The sequence below is a fragment of the Achromobacter sp. UMC71 genome, assembly GCF_014170305.1.
Classification (GTDB): domain Bacteria; phylum Pseudomonadota; class Gammaproteobacteria; order Burkholderiales; family Burkholderiaceae_B; genus Achromobacter.
Window position 1 is genome coordinate 119,296 of sequence record NZ_LZZT01000017.1, and the last position, 20,081, is coordinate 139,376.

19 protein-coding genes are annotated in these 20,081 nt (G+C 67.9%); 11 read left to right on the forward strand and 8 right to left on the reverse strand.

The window, feature by feature from the left end; genetic code table 11:
* Positions 1–147 precede the first annotated feature (147 nt).
* The 4 genes from A9974_RS09165 to A9974_RS09180 all read left to right on the forward strand — a co-directional run bounded on the left by A9974_RS09165 (position 148) and on the right by A9974_RS09180 (position 1,973).
* Positions 148–879, forward strand: coding sequence for a TenA family transcriptional regulator (locus A9974_RS09165; RefSeq protein ID WP_183003788.1), 732 nt, complete (start codon positions 148–150; stop codon positions 877–879).
* 74 nt (positions 880–953) lie between these two features.
* Positions 954–1,253, forward strand: coding sequence for a 2Fe-2S iron-sulfur cluster-binding protein (locus tag A9974_RS09170; RefSeq protein WP_183003789.1), 300 nt, complete (start codon positions 954–956; stop codon positions 1,251–1,253).
* 28 nt (positions 1,254–1,281) lie between these two features.
* Complete coding sequence (locus tag A9974_RS09175) at positions 1,282–1,617, forward strand: ferredoxin (RefSeq protein ID WP_183003790.1); 336 nt, start codon at positions 1,282–1,284, stop codon at positions 1,615–1,617.
* Positions 1,614–1,973 (forward strand): 2Fe-2S iron-sulfur cluster-binding protein, encoded by a 360-nt coding sequence (locus A9974_RS09180; protein ID WP_183003791.1) that lies wholly within the window; start codon positions 1,614–1,616, stop codon positions 1,971–1,973. Before A9974_RS09175 ends, A9974_RS09180 begins: the two co-directional genes overlap by 4 nt.
* Positions 1,974–2,055: 82 nt before the next feature.
* On the opposite strand, the gene A9974_RS09185 is transcribed toward A9974_RS09180, so the two are convergent.
* Together A9974_RS09185 and A9974_RS09190 are read right to left on the reverse strand one after the other, a co-directional pair.
* The gene (locus tag A9974_RS09185; RefSeq protein ID WP_183003813.1) at positions 2,056–2,772 is read right to left on the reverse strand and encodes a GntR family transcriptional regulator; all 717 of its coding nucleotides are present in this window, start codon (positions 2,770–2,772) and stop codon (positions 2,056–2,058) included.
* A gap of 77 nt (positions 2,773–2,849) precedes the next feature.
* Complete coding sequence (locus A9974_RS09190) at positions 2,850–3,587, reverse strand: sulfite exporter TauE/SafE family protein (protein WP_183003792.1); 738 nt, start codon at positions 3,585–3,587, stop codon at positions 2,850–2,852.
* A gap of 224 nt (positions 3,588–3,811) precedes the next feature.
* On the opposite strand from A9974_RS09190, the gene A9974_RS09195 reads away from it, so the two are divergent.
* The 4 genes from A9974_RS09195 to A9974_RS09210 all read left to right on the forward strand — a co-directional run bounded on the left by A9974_RS09195 (position 3,812) and on the right by A9974_RS09210 (position 8,511).
* Positions 3,812–5,344: a hypothetical protein gene (locus A9974_RS09195; RefSeq protein ID WP_183003793.1), complete on the forward strand. Its 1,533-nt coding sequence runs from the start codon at positions 3,812–3,814 to the stop codon at positions 5,342–5,344.
* Between the two features lie 165 nt (positions 5,345–5,509).
* Positions 5,510–6,970, forward strand: coding sequence for an aldehyde dehydrogenase family protein (locus A9974_RS09200; protein WP_183003794.1), 1,461 nt, complete (start codon positions 5,510–5,512; stop codon positions 6,968–6,970).
* A gap of 22 nt (positions 6,971–6,992) precedes the next feature.
* Complete coding sequence (locus A9974_RS09205) at positions 6,993–7,472, forward strand: heme-binding protein (protein WP_183003795.1); 480 nt, start codon at positions 6,993–6,995, stop codon at positions 7,470–7,472.
* Positions 7,473–7,494: 22 nt separating this feature from the next.
* On the forward strand, positions 7,495–8,511 hold the full coding sequence (locus tag A9974_RS09210; RefSeq protein ID WP_183003796.1) for a 2Fe-2S iron-sulfur cluster-binding protein: 1,017 nt from the start codon (positions 7,495–7,497) through the stop codon (positions 8,509–8,511).
* 18 nt (positions 8,512–8,529) lie between these two features.
* Here A9974_RS09210 and A9974_RS09215 read toward each other — a convergent pair whose 3' ends face one another.
* The 6 genes from A9974_RS09215 to A9974_RS09240 form a co-directional block, all read right to left on the reverse strand.
* Positions 8,530–8,988 carry a universal stress protein gene (locus A9974_RS09215; RefSeq protein ID WP_183003797.1) on the reverse strand — a complete coding sequence of 153 codons (459 nt, stop codon included), beginning with the start codon at positions 8,986–8,988 and terminating at the stop codon, positions 8,530–8,532.
* Positions 8,989–9,130: 142 nt separating this feature from the next.
* Positions 9,131–10,834 carry an ABC transporter ATP-binding protein gene (locus tag A9974_RS09220; RefSeq protein WP_183003798.1) on the reverse strand — a complete coding sequence of 568 codons (1,704 nt, stop codon included), beginning with the start codon at positions 10,832–10,834 and terminating at the stop codon, positions 9,131–9,133.
* Between the two features lie 17 nt (positions 10,835–10,851).
* Entirely contained in the window at positions 10,852–11,721 is an 870-nt protein-coding gene (locus A9974_RS09225; protein WP_183003799.1) for an ABC transporter permease, read from the reverse strand.
* A complete protein-coding gene (locus A9974_RS09230) occupies positions 11,718–12,695 on the reverse strand; it encodes an ABC transporter permease (RefSeq protein WP_183003800.1) in 978 nt (325 codons plus the stop codon). Before A9974_RS09230 ends, A9974_RS09225 begins: the two co-directional genes overlap by 4 nt.
* Positions 12,696–12,716: 21 nt before the next feature.
* Positions 12,717–14,405, reverse strand: a complete 1,689-nt coding sequence (locus A9974_RS09235) for an ABC transporter substrate-binding protein (protein WP_183003801.1) — start codon at positions 14,403–14,405, stop codon at positions 12,717–12,719.
* A 34-nt stretch (positions 14,406–14,439) separates the two neighbouring features.
* Positions 14,440–15,267, reverse strand: a complete 828-nt coding sequence (locus A9974_RS09240) for a hypothetical protein (protein WP_183003802.1) — start codon at positions 15,265–15,267, stop codon at positions 14,440–14,442.
* 235 nt (positions 15,268–15,502) lie between these two features.
* Between A9974_RS09240 and A9974_RS09245 the strand changes: the two genes are divergently transcribed.
* From A9974_RS09245 to A9974_RS09255, 3 genes are read left to right on the forward strand one after another with little or no spacing between them, the layout of a single operon-like run.
* Positions 15,503–16,744: an SfnB family sulfur acquisition oxidoreductase gene (locus A9974_RS09245; protein ID WP_183003803.1), complete on the forward strand. Its 1,242-nt coding sequence runs from the start codon at positions 15,503–15,505 to the stop codon at positions 16,742–16,744.
* A 3-nt stretch (positions 16,745–16,747) separates the two neighbouring features.
* Positions 16,748–17,965, forward strand: coding sequence for an SfnB family sulfur acquisition oxidoreductase (locus A9974_RS09250; RefSeq protein WP_183003804.1), 1,218 nt, complete (start codon positions 16,748–16,750; stop codon positions 17,963–17,965).
* 22 nt (positions 17,966–17,987) lie between these two features.
* Positions 17,988–19,358: an LLM class flavin-dependent oxidoreductase gene (locus A9974_RS09255; RefSeq protein ID WP_183003805.1), complete on the forward strand. Its 1,371-nt coding sequence runs from the start codon at positions 17,988–17,990 to the stop codon at positions 19,356–19,358.
* Positions 19,359–20,081 lie beyond the last annotated feature (723 nt).

The following is a 20,081-nucleotide window of genomic DNA, read 5'->3' on the forward strand; positions in this document are numbered from 1 at the left end:
GTCCTTGATATCAGAAGAGCCGTCCCCGATATTCAGCCTTCGGGTGGGAATACCCTAGGCGACTAAAACGGTAGACGGTATACAATGTTCATCATCGGCCAAGGGCAGCGCCCGGCCGGCCCCTCCCCACTGGACCTGGAGCGCGTCATGGCAGAACTGATGAATCGAGATGAATTCCGTACCGCGTTGGAAAACGCGATCAAGGGCAAGAGCGCCAACGCCTCGCCCTTTTCCATCGCCTGGGCCGAAGGCAAACTCAGCCGCCAGCATCTGCAGCGCTGGGCGGAAAACCACTACCACTACGTCGGCCCCTTCGCCGACTACCTGGGGTACCTGTACGCCCGCACGCCGGATGCCTACACGGAAGCCAAGGATTTCCTGCTGGCCAACATGTACGAAGAGGAAATCGGCGGCGACCGCCACACGGACTTGCTGATCCGCTTTGCCGAAGCCTGCGGCACCACGCGCGAACGCGTGGTCAACCCGGACAACATGTCGCCCACCACCCGCGCGCTGCAAAGCTGGTGCTACGCCGTGGCCATGCGCGAAGACCCGATCGTGGCCGTGGCCGGCCTGGTGGTGGGGCTGGAATCGCAGGTGCCGTCCATCTACCGCAAGCAGACGCCGACGCTGCGCGAGAAATACGGCTTTACCGACGAAGAAGTGGAATTCTTCGACCTGCACATCGTGTCCGACGAGATCCACGGCGAACGCGGCTACCAGATCGTGCTGGAGCATGCCAACACGGTGGACCTGCAACAGCGCTGCCTGAAGATCTGCGAGATCGGCGCGCAGATGCGGCTGCTGTACACCACCGCGCTCTACACCGACTACGTGCAGCAGGAAATCGCGCTGCCCGAGCTGGGCCTGGCCGCTTGATTCCCCTGGCCGTGGCGGCGCCCGCGCAGCGTGCGCGGACGCCGCCACGGCCGCTGACACGGATATCCCGATCCATGCCCACTGTCGTATTCCACAAAGGCGGTCAGACCTACACCGGCGTGGTGCAGGACAACACCAATCTGGTCGTACGCGCCGGCATCCGGCAATTTCCCTTTCCGCATCTGCGCTACGAGTGCGGCATGGGCAAGTGCGCCAAATGCGCCTGCCGCGTGCTGGCGGGGGCGGAGCACCTGCCGCCCGTGAACTGGAAGGAAAAAAAGCAGCTGGGCGATCGCGTCGACGACGGCTACCGGCTGGTCTGCCAGCTGTGGATCGGCAACGACGTTGAATTGGCGCAGGACGCGGAAGGCTAGGGCCTGTCAGCACGAAAAGGAGCCCCGCATGAATCCAGGCGACGCGCCATACGTGATCCTGACAAGCAAGCCCGGCGTGTTCCGCACCGAGGCGGGCGAGCAGGCCGAGATCATCGAAACCTACGACTACCTCTGCGGCGGCCGCACGCGTGCGGTGTTCAGCATCGCGCGGCTATCCGGGCCGACGCGGCTGGTGGTCACCGAAGAGACGCCGCCTTACGTGGTGAACCGCGTGCCGTCGAAATTCCTGGATCACTTTGCCTCGATCGAGGCCGCGCGCCGCGAACTGGACCACCTGACGCGGTTCGGCGGCGGCGACACCACTTTGACGCGACGCGCCCATCCCGTCGCCGCGGAGCAATGAGCAGCATGGTCAAGATCACTTTTCTTTCGAACGGCGGCAAGGTTGCCAGCGCGCCGGAAAACAGCAATCTGCTGCGCGTGTCGCTCAAGGAACAGGGCGGCATTCCATTCAAGTGCGGCGGCGGCCTGTGCGGCACCTGCAAGTGCCGCATCGAACAGGGGCTGGAGCACACCGACGCCATCAAGCCCAAGGAGCGCAAGCATCTGCGGCCCGAAGACTTCGAGGCCGGTTACCGCATGGCGTGCCAGACGTTCGTGCTGGGGGACGTGGCGGTGTCGTGGGTGGTGCAGAACGGCAAGGGCGTAGTGGTGGATGCCGCCGGCCAGGCGGCGCCGGTGGCGCCTGTGGACGGCTGATCGCTCCGATCGGGTAATTCGGCCGCGCCGCGGCCACCAGGCCACACAGCGCGGCTGCAGTGGGCCGCGCTACGGTCGTGGTTCAGGCGGCCGACGAATGCGCCTGGCGGGTGTCGGTGTAGGCCTTGGCGGCGTTGTGCACGTGCTGGCTGGCCAGCAACGCGGCCAGGTCGCCGTTGCCGGCGATGACGGCGTTCAGGATCTGCGAGTGCTCGTCCCAGTTCTGCTTGGCGCGGTGCATGTTGCTGGGCGCGAACAGCAGCGCGGTGCGGTCGCGCAGGGACCGCATCAGGTCGGTCAGCACGACGTTGCCGCCGATGGTGGCCAGCATTTCGTGGAACTGCGAATTCAGCGCCAGGAACTTGTCCAGCTGTTCGCTGCGCGCGGCCTCGGTGCCTTCGCGCAGGAAGGCCTGCAGGCGTTCAACGGTTTTCTCGTCGCGGCGTTGCGCCGCCAGCTTGGCGTTCAGGCCCTCCAGCGTGGCGCGCACTTCGACCATGTCGTAGGCCACCGCGTCGGACAGCACCGACACCGATGCGCCGCGGCGCGGCTCGATGGTGACCAGGCCTTCGGCGGCCAGCGCGCGCAACGCCTCGCGCACCGGGATGCGCGACACGCCCATTTCTTCCGACAGCCTTCCTTCGACCAGCCGGTCGCCGGGGGTGAATTCGCCGCTGAGGATGCGCTCGCGCAGCTTGTCGCGGATGACCGCGAACAACTGCGGATGCTGCTCGCCGATTTTCAGCGGGGCAGAAGGCTGCGTGTCTACGGCTTGCGGGCTGACGGGCGTGGTTGTCATGGCGAGCAGGTCTGGTGGAATGGATACAGTCTTCATTGTATTACCGGGGTGGGTCGCGGCGGCGGGCGCGCTTGCCGTCAGCCCAGCCACAAGGCCTTGGCGATGACGCCCAGCGCGCCCAGGGCGCAGGCGCTCAGCAGCACGCCGCGCACCGCCCGCGGCGGCAGCCGGGAGCGCAAGCGGCCGGAAACGGCAAAGCCGGCGAGCAGGAACGGCGCCAGGCTGAGCGCCAGTCCGGCGTGGTAGCCGGTGTAGCGTTCGGCCCACGCCAGCATGGCCAGGGAAAAGATCGATCCAAGAAATAGGACCATGCCCAGCGTGGCGCGCAGCCGCGCGGGCTCGGCGTGTTGCAGCACCAGGGCGATGGGCGGGGCGCCCACCGAGGTCATGGTGCCCATGATGCCCGACGCCACGCCAGCGCCGGAGACCCGGCCGGGCGTGGCGGCAAAGCGCAGGCCGGCAAGGCTGAGCGCGACCGCGGCCAGGATCAGCGCGGCAAACAGCAAGCCCAGGGCCTGGGCCGAGAAGCGGGCCATGGCATAGATGGCGATCAGCGTGCCGGCGGCACGCCCGCTCAGGGCATAGGCCACGGCGGGCCAGTCGATCGCGGCGCGTTCGCGCAGCGCGGTCAGCAGCGAGATGAAGCCGCCCAGCGTCAGGAGCGGTCCGGGCGCCAGTTGGGGGAAAAACAGCGCCGCCACGGGCGCGGCGAACATGGCGAAGCCGATGCCGCCCACGCCCTGGGCCAGCGCGGCGCCGAACACCACGACGGCCATGGCGCCGTAATGCCAGAAGTCGGGGAACGAAGCGGGCATCGTATTACGCCTATTTTGTATACGGTAGTCTATTTGTTTTTTGCGCATGCACCGTAACAGGGCATGCCGCACGCTTTAGTGCCCTGATTTTCCTGGAATATTCAAGGAATTTTCAGAATTATCGCTTTCCCTAGGCGTTGCATATTTCGATTGGTATGGCGCATAACGAAATATAGTATACCGAAGTGGCGACTTAACAGCCACGTCGACAAGGGGAATAGCGCATGCAATCGGACGTCGTGCTCAACGCCGCGCACTGGGTCTATCTGGCCAGTGTGGCCGCCATCATCCTGACGATGATCCTGCGGGCCAACGTGGTGGTGCCGTCGGTGATCGGCACCTTCCTGGTGGTGCTGGCCATCACGGGCAACCCGATCAGCGGGCTGATCGGCATCTTCTCGGCCAGCTTCGTGGCGGCCAAGGAGCTCTTCAACATCTTCCTGGTGATCACCTTCATGACGGCGCTGCTCAACGCGCTCAAGACGCTGCAGGCGGACGTGCGCATGGTGCAGCCGTTCCGGCGGGTGATGCGGGGCGGGCATTCGTCATTCATCATCCTGGCGCTCTGTACCTACGTGATCTCGCTGTTCTTCTGGCCCACGCCGGCGGTGCCGCTGGTGTCGGCGATTCTGCTGCCCGCCGCCATCGCGGCCGGCCTGCCGCCGCTGGCGGGCGCCATGGCGATCGCCATCGCCGGCCAAGGCATGGCGCTGTCGTCGGACTACGTGATCGGGGTGGCGCCGGGCATCAGCGCCAAGGCGGCGGGGGCGGCCGTCAGCGCCGCGGTGGTGGCCGACCGCGCGCTGGTGTTGTCGCTGATCACCGGCGCGGTGGCGCTGACCGCCGCTTATCTATTGATCCGCAAGCACATCGTGGCGGCCGACCCGGCGCTGCTGCCGGCCTGGCAGGCACGGGCGCAGGACGGCAGCCTGGCCGAGATCGAGCAGTCGGGGTCGTTCGACAAGGCCGAGCTGGCGCGCGGCACCATGGGCGCCAACCCTGCGCTTCCGCGCGGGCCGGGCCTGGACGAGGCCGAACGGCGCCGCGTGCGTTGGTCGCGCGTGTTCGCGGTGGTGACGCCCCTGGCATTCCTGGGCGTGATCGCCGTGATGGTGGTGCCGCGGGTGTTTCCCGGCCTGCCGGCCCTGCGCGGCGGCGACGCGGCGGCGCTGGTGGGCGGCGTGGCGTTCGTGGTGATGATGTTCGTGACGCTGGCGGCCGAGGGGCCGCGCAAGATGCTGGACGTCTGTCCCGAGCACGTCACCGACGGCTTCGTGTTCGCCTTCAAGGCCATGGGCTCGGTGCTGCCGATCGCGGGCTTCTTCTTCGTGGGCGCCAACGAAACCGCCGCCCAGATCCTGGGCTTGCCCCAGGCGCAGGCGCCGGGCCTGCTGTTCGAGGTGATCTCGGCGGCGCAGCACCTGATCCCCGAGAACCACTTCCTGGTGGCCTTCGGCGTACTGCTGGTGGGCATGATCACCGGCATCGACGGCTCGGGCTTCGCGGGCCTGCCGCTGACCGGCACGCTGTCCGGTGCGCTGGGCCCGGTGGTGGGCGTGGACCCGGCCACGCTGGCGGCGGTAGGGCAGATGGGCGCCGTCTGGACCGGGGGCGGCACGCTGATCGCCTGGTCTTCCCTGATCGCCGTGGCGGGATTCGCGCGGGTCCACGTGCTGTCGCTGGTACGGGCGCTGCTGCTGCCCGTGCTGCTGGCGCTGTTCGTCTCGACCATCTGCGCCGTGCTGATCTGGCAATGAACAGGGGGCAACGGGGCGGGACGTCCGCTTGCCGGAACGGGGGCCCGTCCCATCCTCGGGTTTACGCGGATCGAATCGTCTAGATTAAAGTATACAATGTTCAGAAATTACCTCAGACGGCCGATTTCCGGTCAACCCGGCCAGCCCGGCAAAGGAAGGACTTCCGTGGACGAGCTTTCGCAGCAGGAATTTCGGAATTACATCGGGGGCGAGTGGGTGCCCTGCGCCTCGGGCGCCACCGCGCCCAATATCAATCCGGCCGATACGGCGGACGTGGTGGGGCGGTTTCCGCTGTCGGACGCCGTGGACGGCGCCCGGGCGGTGGACGCGGCGCAAGCGGCGTTCGCCGCGTGGCGCGACACGCCGATCTCCAAGCGCGCGGCCATTCTGTTTCGCGCCGCCCAGCATCTGGAAGACCACGCCGACAGCGTGGCCCGCGAACTGACCCGCGAAGAGGGCAAGAGCCTGGCGCTGGCCCGCGACGAGGTGCTGCGGTCGGCGCAGACGATCCGCTTCTATGCCGTGGAAGGGCAGTCGTTCACCGGCGAGACCTTCGTCAACGACGATCCGGACATGGTGGTCTACAGCCAGCGCGAGCCGCTGGGCGTGGTCACGGTGATTTCGCCGTGGAATTTCCCGATCTCGATCCCCGCGCGCAAAATCGCGCCCGCGCTGATCAGCGGCAACACGGTGGTGTTCAAGCCGTCTTCGGACGCGCCGCTGTCCGGCTACCGCCTGGCCGAAGCCTTCGTCCAGGCCGGCCTGCCGCCGGGGGTGTTGAATCTGGTGATCGGGCCAGCCTCCAAGGTGGGGCAGGCCATCACCGCCGCACCGGCAGTGCGGGCGATTTCGTTCACCGGGTCCACTGCCGCGGGCGAGCAGATCCACCGCGGCGCCGGCCTGACCACGCGCACGCAGATGGAACTGGGCGGCAAGAATCCGCTGATCGTGCTGGCCGACGCCGACCTGGAGCGCGCGGTGGACCTGGCGGTCAAGGGCGGCTTTTCGCTGTCCGGCCAGGCTTGCACCGGCACCAGCCGTCTGCTGGTCGACCGCAAGGTGCTGCCGGCCTTTACCGACAAGCTGCTGGCGCGGATGAAAGCGCTGACCATCGGCAACGGCCTGGACGGCAATTTCGACCTGGGCCCGCTGGCCACCCGCAAGCAGCTCGATACCGTGCTCAGCTATGTCGCGCTGGGCAAGCAGGAAGCCACCCACCTGACCGGCGGCGATCGCCTGGAAGGCTCGGGATTCGATCGCGGGTATTACGTGACGCCCGCCCTGTTCACCGGCGTGACCCAGCAGATGCGGATCGCGCGCGAAGAAATCTTCGGCCCGGTGCTGGCGCTGATCGCGGTGGACGGCTACGACGAGGCCATCGCCTGCGCCAACGACACCGAATACGGCCTGTCGGCCGCCATCGCCACCACCGATGCGCGCTACGCCCACCGGTTCGCTCGCGACATCCAGGCCGGCACCGTGAAGATCAACCGCACCACCACCGGCAACCTCATCAACGCGCCGTTTGGCGGCCTGAAAAGCTCCAGCACGTCGACGTTCCGCGAATCGGGGCGGGTGGGGCTGGAGTTCTACACGCAGATCAAGACCGTCTACCGCGCCGGCTGACGGCCAACCTGGGAAAGCAGACATGAAACAGATCTATCGCCTGGAACTGGAAGAAGCGCGCGCCATGGTGCGCGCGGCCATTGCCCGATCGGAACAGATCGGCGTGCTAGAATCGGTGTGCATCGTCGATGACGGCGGCTACCCCATCGCGCTGGAGCGCATGAACGGCGCCCGCATCACCGGCCCGCAGATCGCCTGGAACAAGGCCTTCACCGCGGCCGGGCACAAGCGCTCGACGCACCTGTTCACCACGCCGCCCAACGGCCCCGCGTTGCCGGGTAACGAGGCCTTTGGCATCCAATGGAGTTTCGAGGGCAAGTTCGCCGCGTTCGTGGGCGGTTTCCCCATCGTGGTGAACGGCGAGGTGATCGGCGGAGTCGGCCTGAGCGGCGGCAACGGCGAACAGGACACCCAAGCGGGTCTGGCCGCGCTGACGGCGCTGGCCGAATTGCTGGAGCCCCACGGCCTGAAGGTGCTGGTGCAGGCGGACATCAAGAAATAGGCGACAGCCGGCAGGAAGCGTCATGGCATACCGCGTGCATATCCTGGAAACCGAACAGACCTTTCTGGTCGAGGAAGGCGAATCCGTGCTGGAGGCGGCCACCCGCGCCGCGGTCAAGCTGCCGCACGAGTGCACGTTCGGCGGCTGCGGTACCTGCCGCGTCAAGCTGGCGGCGGGCACGGTGGCCTACGACGAGTTTCCGATGGCGCTGACGCCCGAGGAGGCGGAGCAGGGCTATGCGCTGGCCTGTCAGGCGCGGCCGTGCAGCGACCTGAGCCTGAGCGTGCCCGACCGGCGCGCGTTCGCCGAACCGCGGCGCCTGGCCGCTCGCGTGCACCGCATCGCGCCGCTGTGCGACGACGTGATCCACCTGACGCTGGCCTTGCCATCCGACGCGCCGCTGGATTACGTGCCGGGCCAGTACATGAATGTCGTGCTGCCGGACGGTGAAACGCGCAGCTTCTCGATGGCATCGCCGCCCGCCGGCAACCTGGTCGACTTCCATGTGCGCCGCATTCCCGGCGGCCGCTACACCGACCGCTGGCTGGGCCAGGCACAGGCAGGCGCCGCGCTGGATATCGAAGCGCCGCTGGGTGTGTTCAGCTACCACGAACAGGATTGGCGCCCCATGATCATGATGGCCACCGGCACCGGCATCGCGCCGATCAAGGCCATCCTGGAATCCCTGCTGGACAACGACGATTGCCCGCCGGTGACGCTGTACTGGGGCATGCGCGCCGAAGCGGACCTGTATCTGCGCGAGGTCATCGATAGCTGGGCCGGCCGGCTGTACGAATTCAACTTCGTGCCGGTGCTGTCGCGCGCCGATGCCGGCTGGCAAGGACGCCGCGGCCACGTGCAGCAGGCCGTGCTGCAAGACCATGGCGACCTGTCGGAACACGCCATCTACCTGTGCGGCGCGCCGGCCATGGTCAGCGAGGCCACGGCGCTGCTGGCCGCGCGCGGCGCCAGCCTGGACCACGTCTACGCCGACAGCTTCACGTTCCAGCACGCGCCCGTGGCGACGGACCAGGGCTGACGGCGGCCGCCGCGCGGATCAAGCCGCCTTGGGCCGGTCTTGCCGGAACACCAGCACCGGCAGCTTGGTGCGCGCCAGCACGCGCTGGGTTTCACTGCCCAGCAGGAAACCGGTCATGCCGTGGCGTCCGTGCGACCCCATCACGATCAGGTCGCAGTGGTGCGCTTGCGAGGCCGCCACGATGGCTTCATGCGGGTGGTCGTTGACGGCGACAGCCGTGTTGCAGGGCACCAGGGCGTGGCGCGCCTCCATCTCCAGGCCCTCCAGATAGGCCGCCGCATTCTTGCGCGCCTGGTCGGTGGGCGGCGCCTGGTGCGCGCCCAGCATTTCCGCCTGGTAAACCAGCAGGTGGTCTTCGGGAATGGCGCGCAGGATCGTGATCGAAGCGCCCATTTCCTTGGCGAAAACGAGCGCTTGCTTGAAGGCCGACTCGGACGTGAGGGAGCCGTCCACGGCAATGAGCAGGTGCCTGTACATGTTGCTTCTCCTTTGAGAAAAGGAATGTCCAGCAACGGCGAATCCAGTATAGGCCCGCGTCCGGCCGCAATCCAGTACTGCGTTGGGAGGAGGGGGAATAGCCGGGCGCCCGCCAGGCAGAGGCACCCCGCCCGGGCGCCCGCTACGCGATCCGGCGCAGCGTTTCACCGGCTCCGGCCAGCCCGCGCGGCAGGGCCTCGATCAGGCTGCGGGTGTACGGGTGGCGGGCCTCGCGCCACAGGGTGGCGTTGGGGCCTTCCTCGACGATACGGCCCGCATTCATCACCAGCACCCGGTCGGCCAGGTAGTGCACGACCGACAGGTCATGCGAGATGAACAGGTACGACAAGCCGAACTCGGCCTTCAGGTCCACCAGCAGGTTCAGGATCTGCGCCTGCACCGATACGTCCAGCGCCGACACCGGCTCGTCGCAGATGACCAGCGCCGGACGCAGCACCAGCGCGCGGGCGATGCCGATGCGCTGGCGCTGCCCCCCGGAGAACTCGCTGGGATAGCGCGCCAGCGCGGCTTGCGGCAGGCCGACCGCATCCAGGATGTGGGCGATGCGGCGGCGGCGTTCGTGGCGGTCATCCACATGATGGATGCGCAGCGCGGCCTGCAGGATGTCGTTGACCGAATGGCGCGGATTGAGCGAGGCGTAGGGATCCTGGAAGATCATCTGCACGCTCTGGCGGTAGGCCGCCAGATCACGCTTGGTCAACCGGGCGGTATCCGCCCCGCGCAGCAGGATGCTGCCCGACGACGGCGCCAGCAGCCGCACCAGGGTGCGGGACAGAGTCGACTTGCCGCAACCGGACTCCCCCACCAGGCCCAGCGTCTCGCCGCGCTCGATCTGGAACGACACGCCGTCCACGGCAGTCTTGACGCCCTGGCGGGTCGGATAGTTCACCCGCAGGTCACGCACCTGCAGCAGCGGGTGGGCATCCGGCACGGCGGGGTCATTGGCGGCCGCCACGCGCGGCGGCGTGACCAGTCCGAAAACGGGCCGCCCCGACGCCGGGTCCAGCCGGGTGCGGATTTCCGGCAGCCGCCGCTGGCGGTAATGGGTGGCGTCGTCCAGCCGCAGCGACGCGCCCAACAGGCCGCGCGTATACGGGTGGTGCGGCTGCGACAGCAATACGGACGCCAGGCCCTCTTCCACTTTTTCGCCGGCCACCATCACGGCGACGCGGTCGGCCCAGTCGCCCACCACGGCCAGGTCATGGGTGATCAGCAGCAACCCCATGCCCAGCTCGGCGCGCAGATCGTCCAACAGGCGCAGGATCTGCGCCTGCACCGTGACGTCCAGCGCGGTAGTGGGCTCATCGGCCACCAGCAGGGCAGGCTCGCAGGCAATGGCCGCGGCGATCATGGCCCGCTGGCGTTGGCCGCCCGACAGCAGATGCGGGTAGTCGTCGACGCGGCGCTGCGGTTCCGGCACTCGCACCAGGTCCAGCAGCTCGATGGCGCGCTGGCGCGCGGCGCGGGCCGTGGCGCCGCGATGCAGCCGCAGGGCCTCGCCGATCTGCTCGCCCAGCGTCAGCACCGGGTTCAGGCTGGTCATGGGTTCCTGGAAGATCATGGCGATGCGGTCGCCGCGCAGGGCGCAGCGTTGACGCTCGGGCAGCGCCAGCAGGTCGCGCCCTTCGAACAGGATGCGGCCGCTGGTGCGGGCGTGGCGCGGCAGCAGGCCCAAAAGCGCCAGGGCGGTGGTGGATTTGCCGCAGCCGGATTCGCCCACCAGCGCCAGCGTCTCGCCGGCGCGGACCCGCAGGTCCAGGCCGCTGACGGCCTGGTGGCCGGGGAAGGCCACGTTCAGCCCTTGGATGTCGATCAGCGTGCTCATAGGAGTAGGAAAAAGGATCAGCGCGCGGGGGCGGGCGCCGCGGCCATGTGGCGCCGCAGCTTGGGATTGAGGGCATCGTTGATGGCGTCGCTGAGCAGGTTCAGCGCCAGCACGGCGGCCATGATGGTCAGGCCGGGCAGGGCGGTCATGTACCAGGCGGTGCGCAGGGCTTCGCGGCCGGCGCCCACCATGCTGCCCCAGCTGACCACGTTGGGATCGCCCAGTCCCAGAAATGACAGTCCGGCTTCGGAGAGGATGGCGTTGGCCACCAGCACGGCGGCGGTGACAATGATGGGCGGCAAGGCGTTGGGCAGGATCTCCCGGAAGATGATGCGGGCGTGGCCGGCGCCCAGCGCCTGCGCGGCGCGCACGAACTCGCGCTCGCGCAGCGCGATGAATTCGCCGCGCGTCAGGCGCGCGATGCCGGTCCACGAGGTCACGCCCAGCGCGAAGATGATGGTCGACAGCGACGGCCCCAGGATCGCTACCAGTACGATGGCCAGAAGGAACGACGGCACCGTTTGGAACAGCTCGGTCACGCGCATCAGCGCGGCGTCGGTGCGCGGACCGGCGTAGCCGGCAAAGGCGCCCACCAGCAGGCCGATGCCCAGCGCGATGGCCGCCGACGCGCCGCCCACCAGCAGCGACACGCGGGCCCCGTGGAACAGGCCGGCCAGGATGTCGCGGCCCATCAGGTCGGTGCCGGCGGGAAACTCGGCGTCGCTGCCCGGCCAGGTGAAGGGCGCGCCCACCATCTCCAGCGGGTCGCCCGGGTACAGCCAGCCGGCGGTGGCGGCGGCCGCCAGCAGGGTCAGCAGGATGGCCGCGCCGATGGCGGCGGACGGCGCGCGCAACAGGCGCAGCGCGGCGTGCAGGGCGGATTTCATGCTTTCCTCACGCGGGGGTCGAGCAGGCCGTAGGTGGCGTCGACCGCGATATTCATGATCGCCACCAACGCCGCGCTCATCAGCAGGATGCCCAGCAGCAGGTTGACATCGCGGCTGGCGATGGCCTCGAACGACAGTTGGCCCAGGCCGGGCCACGCGAACACGGTTTCCACCACGATGCTGCCGCCCAGCAGCGCGCTGCTCTGCAGGCCCAGCATGGTGACCACGGGCAGGATGGCGTTGCGCAGCGCATGGCGCCAGATCACCCGGGCCTCGCCGTTGCCGCGAGCGCGGGCCGTGCGGATGTAGTCTTCCTGCAGCGTTTCGATCATGGACGCGCGCGACAGGCGGGCGTAAATGGCGACGTAGTAGATCGCCACCGTGGCCACCGGCAGCGCCAGGTGGCGCGCATAGTCCAGCCACAGCGCCCAGCCCTGGTAGGCCGCGCCCACGTCGCGGATGCCGCCGACCGGCAGCCAATCCAGATGCACGCCGAATCCCACGATCAGCATCAGCGCGGTCCAGAACATGGGCGCCGAATAGCCGGCGGTGGCCAGGGCCGACAGCAGCGTGTCCAACAGGCCGTGCGGCCGGCGGGCGGCCAGCACCCCCAGCAGCACGCCCAGCAGCACCGACAGCGCCAGGCCAGTCCCGATCAACGCCAGCGTCGCCGGCAGGCGGCCGAAGATCAGCGTGGCTACCGGCTCGCCGTAGCGAAACGAATAGCCCAGGTCCAGCGACGCCAGGCTTTTCAGGTAATAGCCCAGCTGCGCCAGCACGCTCTGGTCCAGCCCGTAGGCCAGCCGCAGCTCGGCCACGTGGGCCGGGGTGATGCCGCTGTTCTCGGCGGCGATCACGTCCACCAGGTCGCCGGGCACCAGTTTCAGCAGGAAGAAGTTCGCCACCGCGGTGGCGCCCACCACGAACAGGATCTGCAGCAGGTAACGGACGGGGCGGGGCAGGCGCGGGAACATGTCTGGTCGATCCTGCGGCGCTCAGGCCTTGCCGAGCCAGACGTTGGCGAAGTTGTTGCGCGAGTGGGACGAGGCGTCGGTCACGTTGCGCAGCTGTTTGTCCCAGACGCCGAACCAGCGGAACTCGAACAGGCCGATCAGCGGCAGGTCGCGCTGGGCCAGCCGTTGCACCTCGTTGTACTGTTCGATGCGCTTTTGCGGGTCGGTCTCGACCTGGGCGGCCTCGATGGCGCGGTCCATCTCGGGGTTGTTGTAACCCGAGACGTTGTACCAAGGGGTGCCGCGTGCTTCGGCGCGGCTCCAGTAGCGCGTTTCCACGCCCAGTTGCGGGTCGATCAGCACGGTGCCCCACGAACTGATCAGCTGGAAGTTGTAGTCGGTGAAGACGTTGCGGGTCCAGGTGGCCAGGTCCAGGCCGCGCAGCGTCACGTCGATGCCGATCTTGCGCAGCGCCTGGCGCACGAATTCGCCGGTGCGGCGGTAGTCGTCGCCGAATGGAATGTAGTCGTGGGTCAGCGCAAAGCGCCAGCCGCCGGCGCCGCGCGGATAACCGGCCTCATCCAGCAGCTTCTCGGCCAGGGCCGGGTCATAGGCATACTGCTGCACATTGGGGTTGTGATAAGGCTTGACGAGCGAGGGCACCGGACTGACGAAAGGCTCGGCATAGCCGTTCCAGACGGTCTTGACCAGCGCCTGCTTGTTGACGGCATGGGCGATGGCCTGGCGCACCTTCAGGTTGGCCAGGATCGGATCGCGCAGATTGGCTTCCAGCCACAGCCAGGCGGCAAAGCCGTTGTAGCCGGCCGTGTCCACCGCCAGCTTGGGCAGCTTGGACAGGCGGGTGGCGTCGGTGAAGGCCACCGGGTTGCGCTCGCCGTACGAGACGGCGCCGGTTTCCAGCGCGGTGGCGCGGCCGGACACGTCGGGCACGATCTTCCAGACGATGCGGTCCAGGAAGGGGCGTTCGGGCTGCCAGTAGTGCGCGTTGCGCTCGAGCACGATGTAGTTGCCGCGGTTCCATTCCTTGAAGACGAACGGCCCCGTGCCCACCGGCTTGTTGTTGTAGGGGTTGTTCTGGATGTCGGTGCCTTCGAACAGGTGACGCGGCAGGATGGGCGCACCCAGCGAGTCGATGGCGTTCAGCGCCACGGGCGTGGGCTGCGACAGATGCAGGATCACGGTGTGGTCGTCCGGCGTGTCGACCTGCTGCAGGTACTGGAACACGCGGCGCGCGCTGGGTGCGTGCTTGAGCCAGATCTGCTCGGCCGACCATTTCACGTCTGCCGACGTGAACGGCTTGCCGTCGTGCCACAGCACGCCCTGGCGTAGCTTGAAGGTGATGGTCTTGCCGTCGTCCGATACGCTCCAGCTTTCGGCCAGCACCGGCCGCGGCTTCAGGTCGGGGCCGTATTCCACCAGGCCGTCGAAGATCTTGCTGGCTACCGCGCCGGTGGGCGTGGACGAATTCAGGTAGAAGGCCAGCGTGGGCGGCTCGGGGTGCACCACCGCGTTCAGCACGCCGCCGCGGGTGGCGCCTTGCAGCGTGTTGGGCAGGCTCTGCGTGTCGGCGTGGGCCGGCGGGAAGATCACGTTGGGAAACAGCGCGCCGGTGCCCATCAGCGCGCCGGCGCTCAGCAGCCAGCGGCGCAAGGGGTTGACGGCATCCTGCGGCGTGTCGTCATGGGACACCGGGGGCAAGGGCTGGGTCATGCGGATTCCTTCGGTCGAGAGGGGTGTGGCCGGGTCAGGCTGCCAGGCTGGTCAAGGGGGGCAGGTCGTCGGGGGTCAGGCGCAGCAGCGTGGCCAGCAGCTCGCGCCGCCAGGCGTCGTACAGCGCCACATGGCCGCGGGTGTCCAGGCCGGTGGCGCGCAGGTTCAGCTGCCAGGAATCGCGCAGGTAAGGGCCCAGGATGCGCTGCACGTCCTCATCGGCCTGGATCAGGCTGTCGGTCCATTCGCGGCGCTCGGATTCGCTGGCGCCGGCCAGCTTGCGCAGCCACCACTGGGTGATACGGATGCGGTGCGCTTCTTCGTCGGGCAGGATGCGGTTTTCGCCGAACTCGCGGTGGCCGAAGTCCAGCACGCGGGCGGTGCGCCGGTTCACGAACAGGCGTGCCAGGATGTAGTGTTCGTAATGGAACTGCCAGGCCAGGAAGTTCTGCCAGTTGCGCAGCGCAAAGCCGCCGACCAGATCCCAGGCATCGCGCACGCCCTGCTCCACGTCGGGCAGCGGATCGCGGCCCAGCAGTACGGCCGCGCGTCCGCGTGAAAACTCGGCGTGCGCGGCATCGTCGCCCAGCTGGCGCGCCAGTGCGAACTGGAATTCCGTGTCGTCGCGGAACAGGCCGCAGATCGCCTGCGCCGCCACCTGCGTGATGAACAGGTCATGCACCGTGTTCCAGATGGCGTACTCGCCGGCGGCGCGGCGTTCGTCGGCATTGGCCAGATCGCGCGGCGGTTCGATGCGCGCGGCGGGGACGGTGGGGGCAACCACCAGGCGGATCTCGTCGAACAGCCGCGCTTCCAGCGCGCCGTCGTAGTCCAGGGCCAGGGGCAAATCCAGTGCAGGCATGAAAGCGGCAGGCGGCAAGGCGCGGATCAAGGAAAAGCTCGACTCTAAGCAAGCGCGAAAGCCCGCCGCAAACACTCTTTGGTGATTTCGATATGCCGCGCCAGAGCACGCTAACAAGTAGGGGCGGGCGCGGCGGCGCCATATACCGATTTCAAATATCCCCATGAGAAATCCGTCCTTCCGTGCACCGCGCCGCGCCGATAGGCTGCATGTTTTCACCCCGCCGCCCCGTCCCATGCCGCAAGCCGCACATTCCCCCCTTCTGCCGGAAACCGACGAGGCGCCCCGCGTGGTGCCGGCCGTCCGCATCGATAGCGACGCCCAGGCCATCGAGACGGCCCACGTGCTGGCCGCGGACTTCGCGCAGGGCGCGGCGCAGCGCGATCTGGCGCGCAGCCTGCCCTGGCGCGAGATCGAGCGCTATTCCGCCAGCGGGCTGGGCGGCATTACCGTGCCGCGCGAGTTCGGCGGCCCCCAGGTATCGCACGTGACGCTGGCCGAGGTGTTCCGCATCATCAGCGCGGCCGATCCGTCGCTGGGCCAGATTCCGCAAAACCACTTCGGCTCGTTGAACCTGTTGCGCCAGGTGGGCACGCCGCAGCAGAAGCGGCGTTATTACGAGGGCGTGCTGGCCGGCCGGCGGCTGGGCAACGCCGGCCCCGAGCGCCATACGCGTCATGCGCGTGACGTGCAGGCGCGCCTGGTGGTCGACGGCGATGGCTACCGGCTGTCGGGGCGCAAGTTCTATTCGACCGGCGCGCTGTATGCGCACTGGATTCCCACCAAAGCGCTAGATACCGAGGGCCGCCTGGTGACCGTGCTGCTGGATCGCGGCGCGGCCGGTCTGACGGTGGTGGACGACTGGTCCAGCTTCGGCCAACGCACCACGGCCAGCGGCACCGTGCTGATCGACAACGTGCGCGTCGAGGCCGATGCGGTGCTGCCGGCCTGGACCGTGCAGGAACAACCCGCGTTGCAAGGTCCATTCGCCCAACTGATGCAGGCGGCGATCGATGCCGGCATCGCCGAGGCGGCGCTGAACGACACGGTGAAGTTCCTGCGCGAACGCGCCCGGCCCTGGGCCGAGGCCGGCGTCGAACGGGCAACGCAGGACCCATACGTGATCGGCGACGTGGGCCGCCTGTTCATCGATCTGCACGCCGCGCAAGCGGTGCTGCTGGAGGCTGCCGCACACCTGGACGAGGCCACGCCGCGCACGCTGGACGCCGACGATGTGGCCGCCGCGTCGATCGCTGTGGCGCGGGCCAAGGCGCTGACCACCGAGATCGCGCTGGCCGCCAGCGAGACGCTGTTCGAACTGTCGGGCGCCCGCTCGTCGCTGGCGGAATTCAATCTGGACCGCCATTGGCGCAATGCCCGCACGCATACGCTGCACGACCCGGTGCGCTGGAAATATCACGCGGTGGGCAATTACCTGCTGAACGGCCGCCGCCCCAACCGCCACTCCTGGATCTGAGCCATGAGCGATACGCCTATTTCGACCCTGGCGCCGCAGCGCGCCGCGATCATCGGCAGCGACGCGCAGGCGCTGGACGTGGCCCGTGAACTGGCCGCCGGCTTCGGGCTGGAAGCCGCGCAGCGTGACCGCGAGCGGCGCCTGCCGTTGCCGGAACTGGAACGCTACTCGCAATCCGGCTTGTGGGGCATTACCGTGCCGCGTGAATACGGCGGCGCCGGCGTGTCGCGCGTGACCTTGGCCGAGGTCACGGCGATCATCTCGGGCGCCGACGGCTCGCTGGGCCAGATTCCGCAAAACCATTACTACGCGCTGGAAGTGCTGCGCGTAAACGGCAACGCCGACCAGAAGCGCCGCTTCTATGCACGCGCGCTGGCGGGCGAGCGCTTCGGCAATGCGCTGGCCGAGATCGGCACCCGCACCGCCGCGGAGCGCCGCACGCGCCTGTCGCCGGACGGGCAGGGCGGCTGGCGCATTAACGGCAGCAAGTTCTATTGCACGGGCGCCCTCTATGCGCAGTGGATTCCCACTGCGACCGCAGGCGAAGATGCGATCCAGCGGCTGGCCTTCGTGCGCCGCGACAGCCCGGGCGTGGAAGTGATCGACGACTGGTCGGGTTTCGGCCAGCGGGTCACGGGCAGCGGCACGGTGCTGTTCAAGGACGTGGCCGTGCCGGTTGAGGACGTGATGGTGCTGGCTGACCCCGCGGCGCCGCCCAACACGATCAAGCCGCTGGCGCAGATCATCCATGCGGCGATCGATTTGGGCATCGGCCAGGCGGCGTTGGCGGACGCGCTGGATTTCGTGCGCAACCGCTCGCGTCCCTGGGTCGACGCGGGAGTGGAACGCGCCGCCGACGATCCGCTGACCATCAGCGAGTTCGGCCGCCTGTCGATCCGCCTGGACGCGGCGCGCGCGCTGGTGGCCCGCGCCGGCCGGATCCTGGACGTGGCGACGGCCGACCCCCAGCCGCATCGGGTGGCCGCCGCCGCGATCGCGGTGGCCGAAGCCCGCGCGCTGACCACCGAGTCGGCGCTGGCCGCGGGCACCAAGCTGTTCGAGCTGGCCGGCACCCAGGCAACGCTGGACCACCTGAACCTGGACCGCCACTGGCGCAACGCGCGCACGCACACGCTGCACGATCCGGTGCGCTGGAAGCGCCACGCGGTCGGCAACTATTACCTGAACGACGCCGTACCCGGCCGAGTCGGCACCACCTGAATCTTTCGAAAAGCGGCACGCCATGGCGAAGAAGCAAATCCTCTTGAACGCGTTCAACATGAACTGCGTGGGCCATATCAACCACGGCCTGTGGACCCATCCGCGCGATACGTCGACGCAGTACAAGACGCTGGACTACTGGACGGAGCTGGCGCGGCTGCTGGAGCGCGGTCTGTTCGACGGCCTGTTCCTGGCGGACATCGTGGGGGTGTACGACGTGTACCAGGGCTCGGCGGACCTGACGCTGCGCGAGTCGATCCAGCTGCCGGTGAACGACCCGCTGCTGACGGTGTCGGCCATGGCGGCGGCCACGCGCCACCTGGGCTTCGGGGTGACGGTGAACTTGACATACGAAGCGCCGTATCTGCTGGCGCGGCGCTTTTCGACGCTGGACCATCTGACGGACGGACGCATTGGCTGGAACATCGTGACGGGCTATCTGGAAAGCGCGGCACGGGCCATGGGACTATCGGAGCAGATCGCGCACGACGAACGCTATGACCGCGCGGACGAGTTCCTGGAGGTCGCCTACAAGCTGTGGGAAGGCAGCTGGGACGACAAGGCGGTGCGCGCGGATCGCGCGGCCCGGGTCTACGCGGACCCGGAGGCGGTGCGCCGGATAGACCACGAGGGCAGGTACTACAAGGTGCAGGGTTACCACCTGTCGGAACCGTCACGCCAGCGCACGCCGGTGCTGTACCAGGCCGGCTCGTCGGGCCGGGGGCAGGCATTCGCGGCGCGCCACGCGGAATGCGTGTTCGTGTCGAGCCAGACGAAGGAAGGCCTGCGCAAGCTGGTGGCCAGCGTCCGCGAGTCGGTCGCCAAGGAAGGCCGCGACCCGCGCGACATCAAGTTTTTCATGGGGGTGACGGCGGTGGTGGGCAGGACGGAGGCCGAGGCCAGAGAGAAACACGCTGAATACCTGCGCTATGCGAATCCAGAGGCAGGCCTGGCGCACTATGCCAGCTCAACGGGGATAGATTTCTCGCGATACCAGAAGGACGAACCGATACGCTATGTGAAGAACAATGCAATCGAGTCGGCGGTGAAGAATCTGACGGTGGCGCGCACGGACAGAACGGTGAACGATCTGCTGGCGGACATGGCGCTGGGCGGTCGTTATCCGGCGCTGGTGGGCAGCGCGGGGCAGGTGGCCGAGGAACTGGCGTCTTGGGTGCAAGAGACGGATATCGACGGCTTCAATCTGGCGCGTACGGTGACGCCGGAGTGCTATTCGGATTTTGTTGATCTGGTGGTGCCTGAGTTGCAGGAGCGAGGGGTTTATAAGACGGCTTATGTTGATGGGACGTTGCGGGAGAAGTTGTTTGGGGTGGGGCGTAGTCGGTTGCCTTTGGAGCATGTGGCGGGGGAGTATCGGAGGGTGCTGGTTTAGTGAATTTGCAATAGTCTGCATCGTTCGGTCGTTCTTCGTAGGTCGCCCGTCGTGCAGGGCTTCGTGGCAGCGGGCGCCCACGATTGCGGTCCGGCGCGCGGGCGCCGGACTACCCCGTCGTCATCTTCGTCCAGGCCTTCGGCCTTCCCTTCAGATTCCCTCGGGCGCATCGAGGTTGCCCGCTGCCACGAAGCCCTGCACGACGGGCTACGCGTGTCTGGGTTCGTTGCGTCGCTAGACCTGTGGTCAGGGAATGGAATGTACAGGGTCGCCAAGCCGCGGCCGCGCGGGCGGCCACGTTTGGCATTTGTGTTGTTGACTGTGTTGGGGGGGCGCTTCGCGCTTACGGGAAGTGGCTTTCTATTGACGCCCCATGTTGGGGGAGGGGCGGTGATGGGCGGCGCGGCCGGCACCGGCTTGCGCATGCTGACCGTCTCGCGCGCCGCCCATCCGGCGCTCAATAGCGGCGTGAAACGCTATTGCATCCGCGCCCACACGCGAGAGCGGCATCGGCGTACGTAAGACACCGCGTATGCCTCGTAAGGCCGCCCGCGCGGCCGGCACGAGGCGGGCACCGCACCTTCCATTCCCTGACCACAGGTCTAGCGACGCAACGAACCCAGACACGCGTAGCCCGTCGTGCAGGGCTTCGTGGCAGCGGGCAACCTCGATGCGCCCGAGGGAATCTGAAGGGAAGGCCGAAGGCCTGGACGAAGATGACGA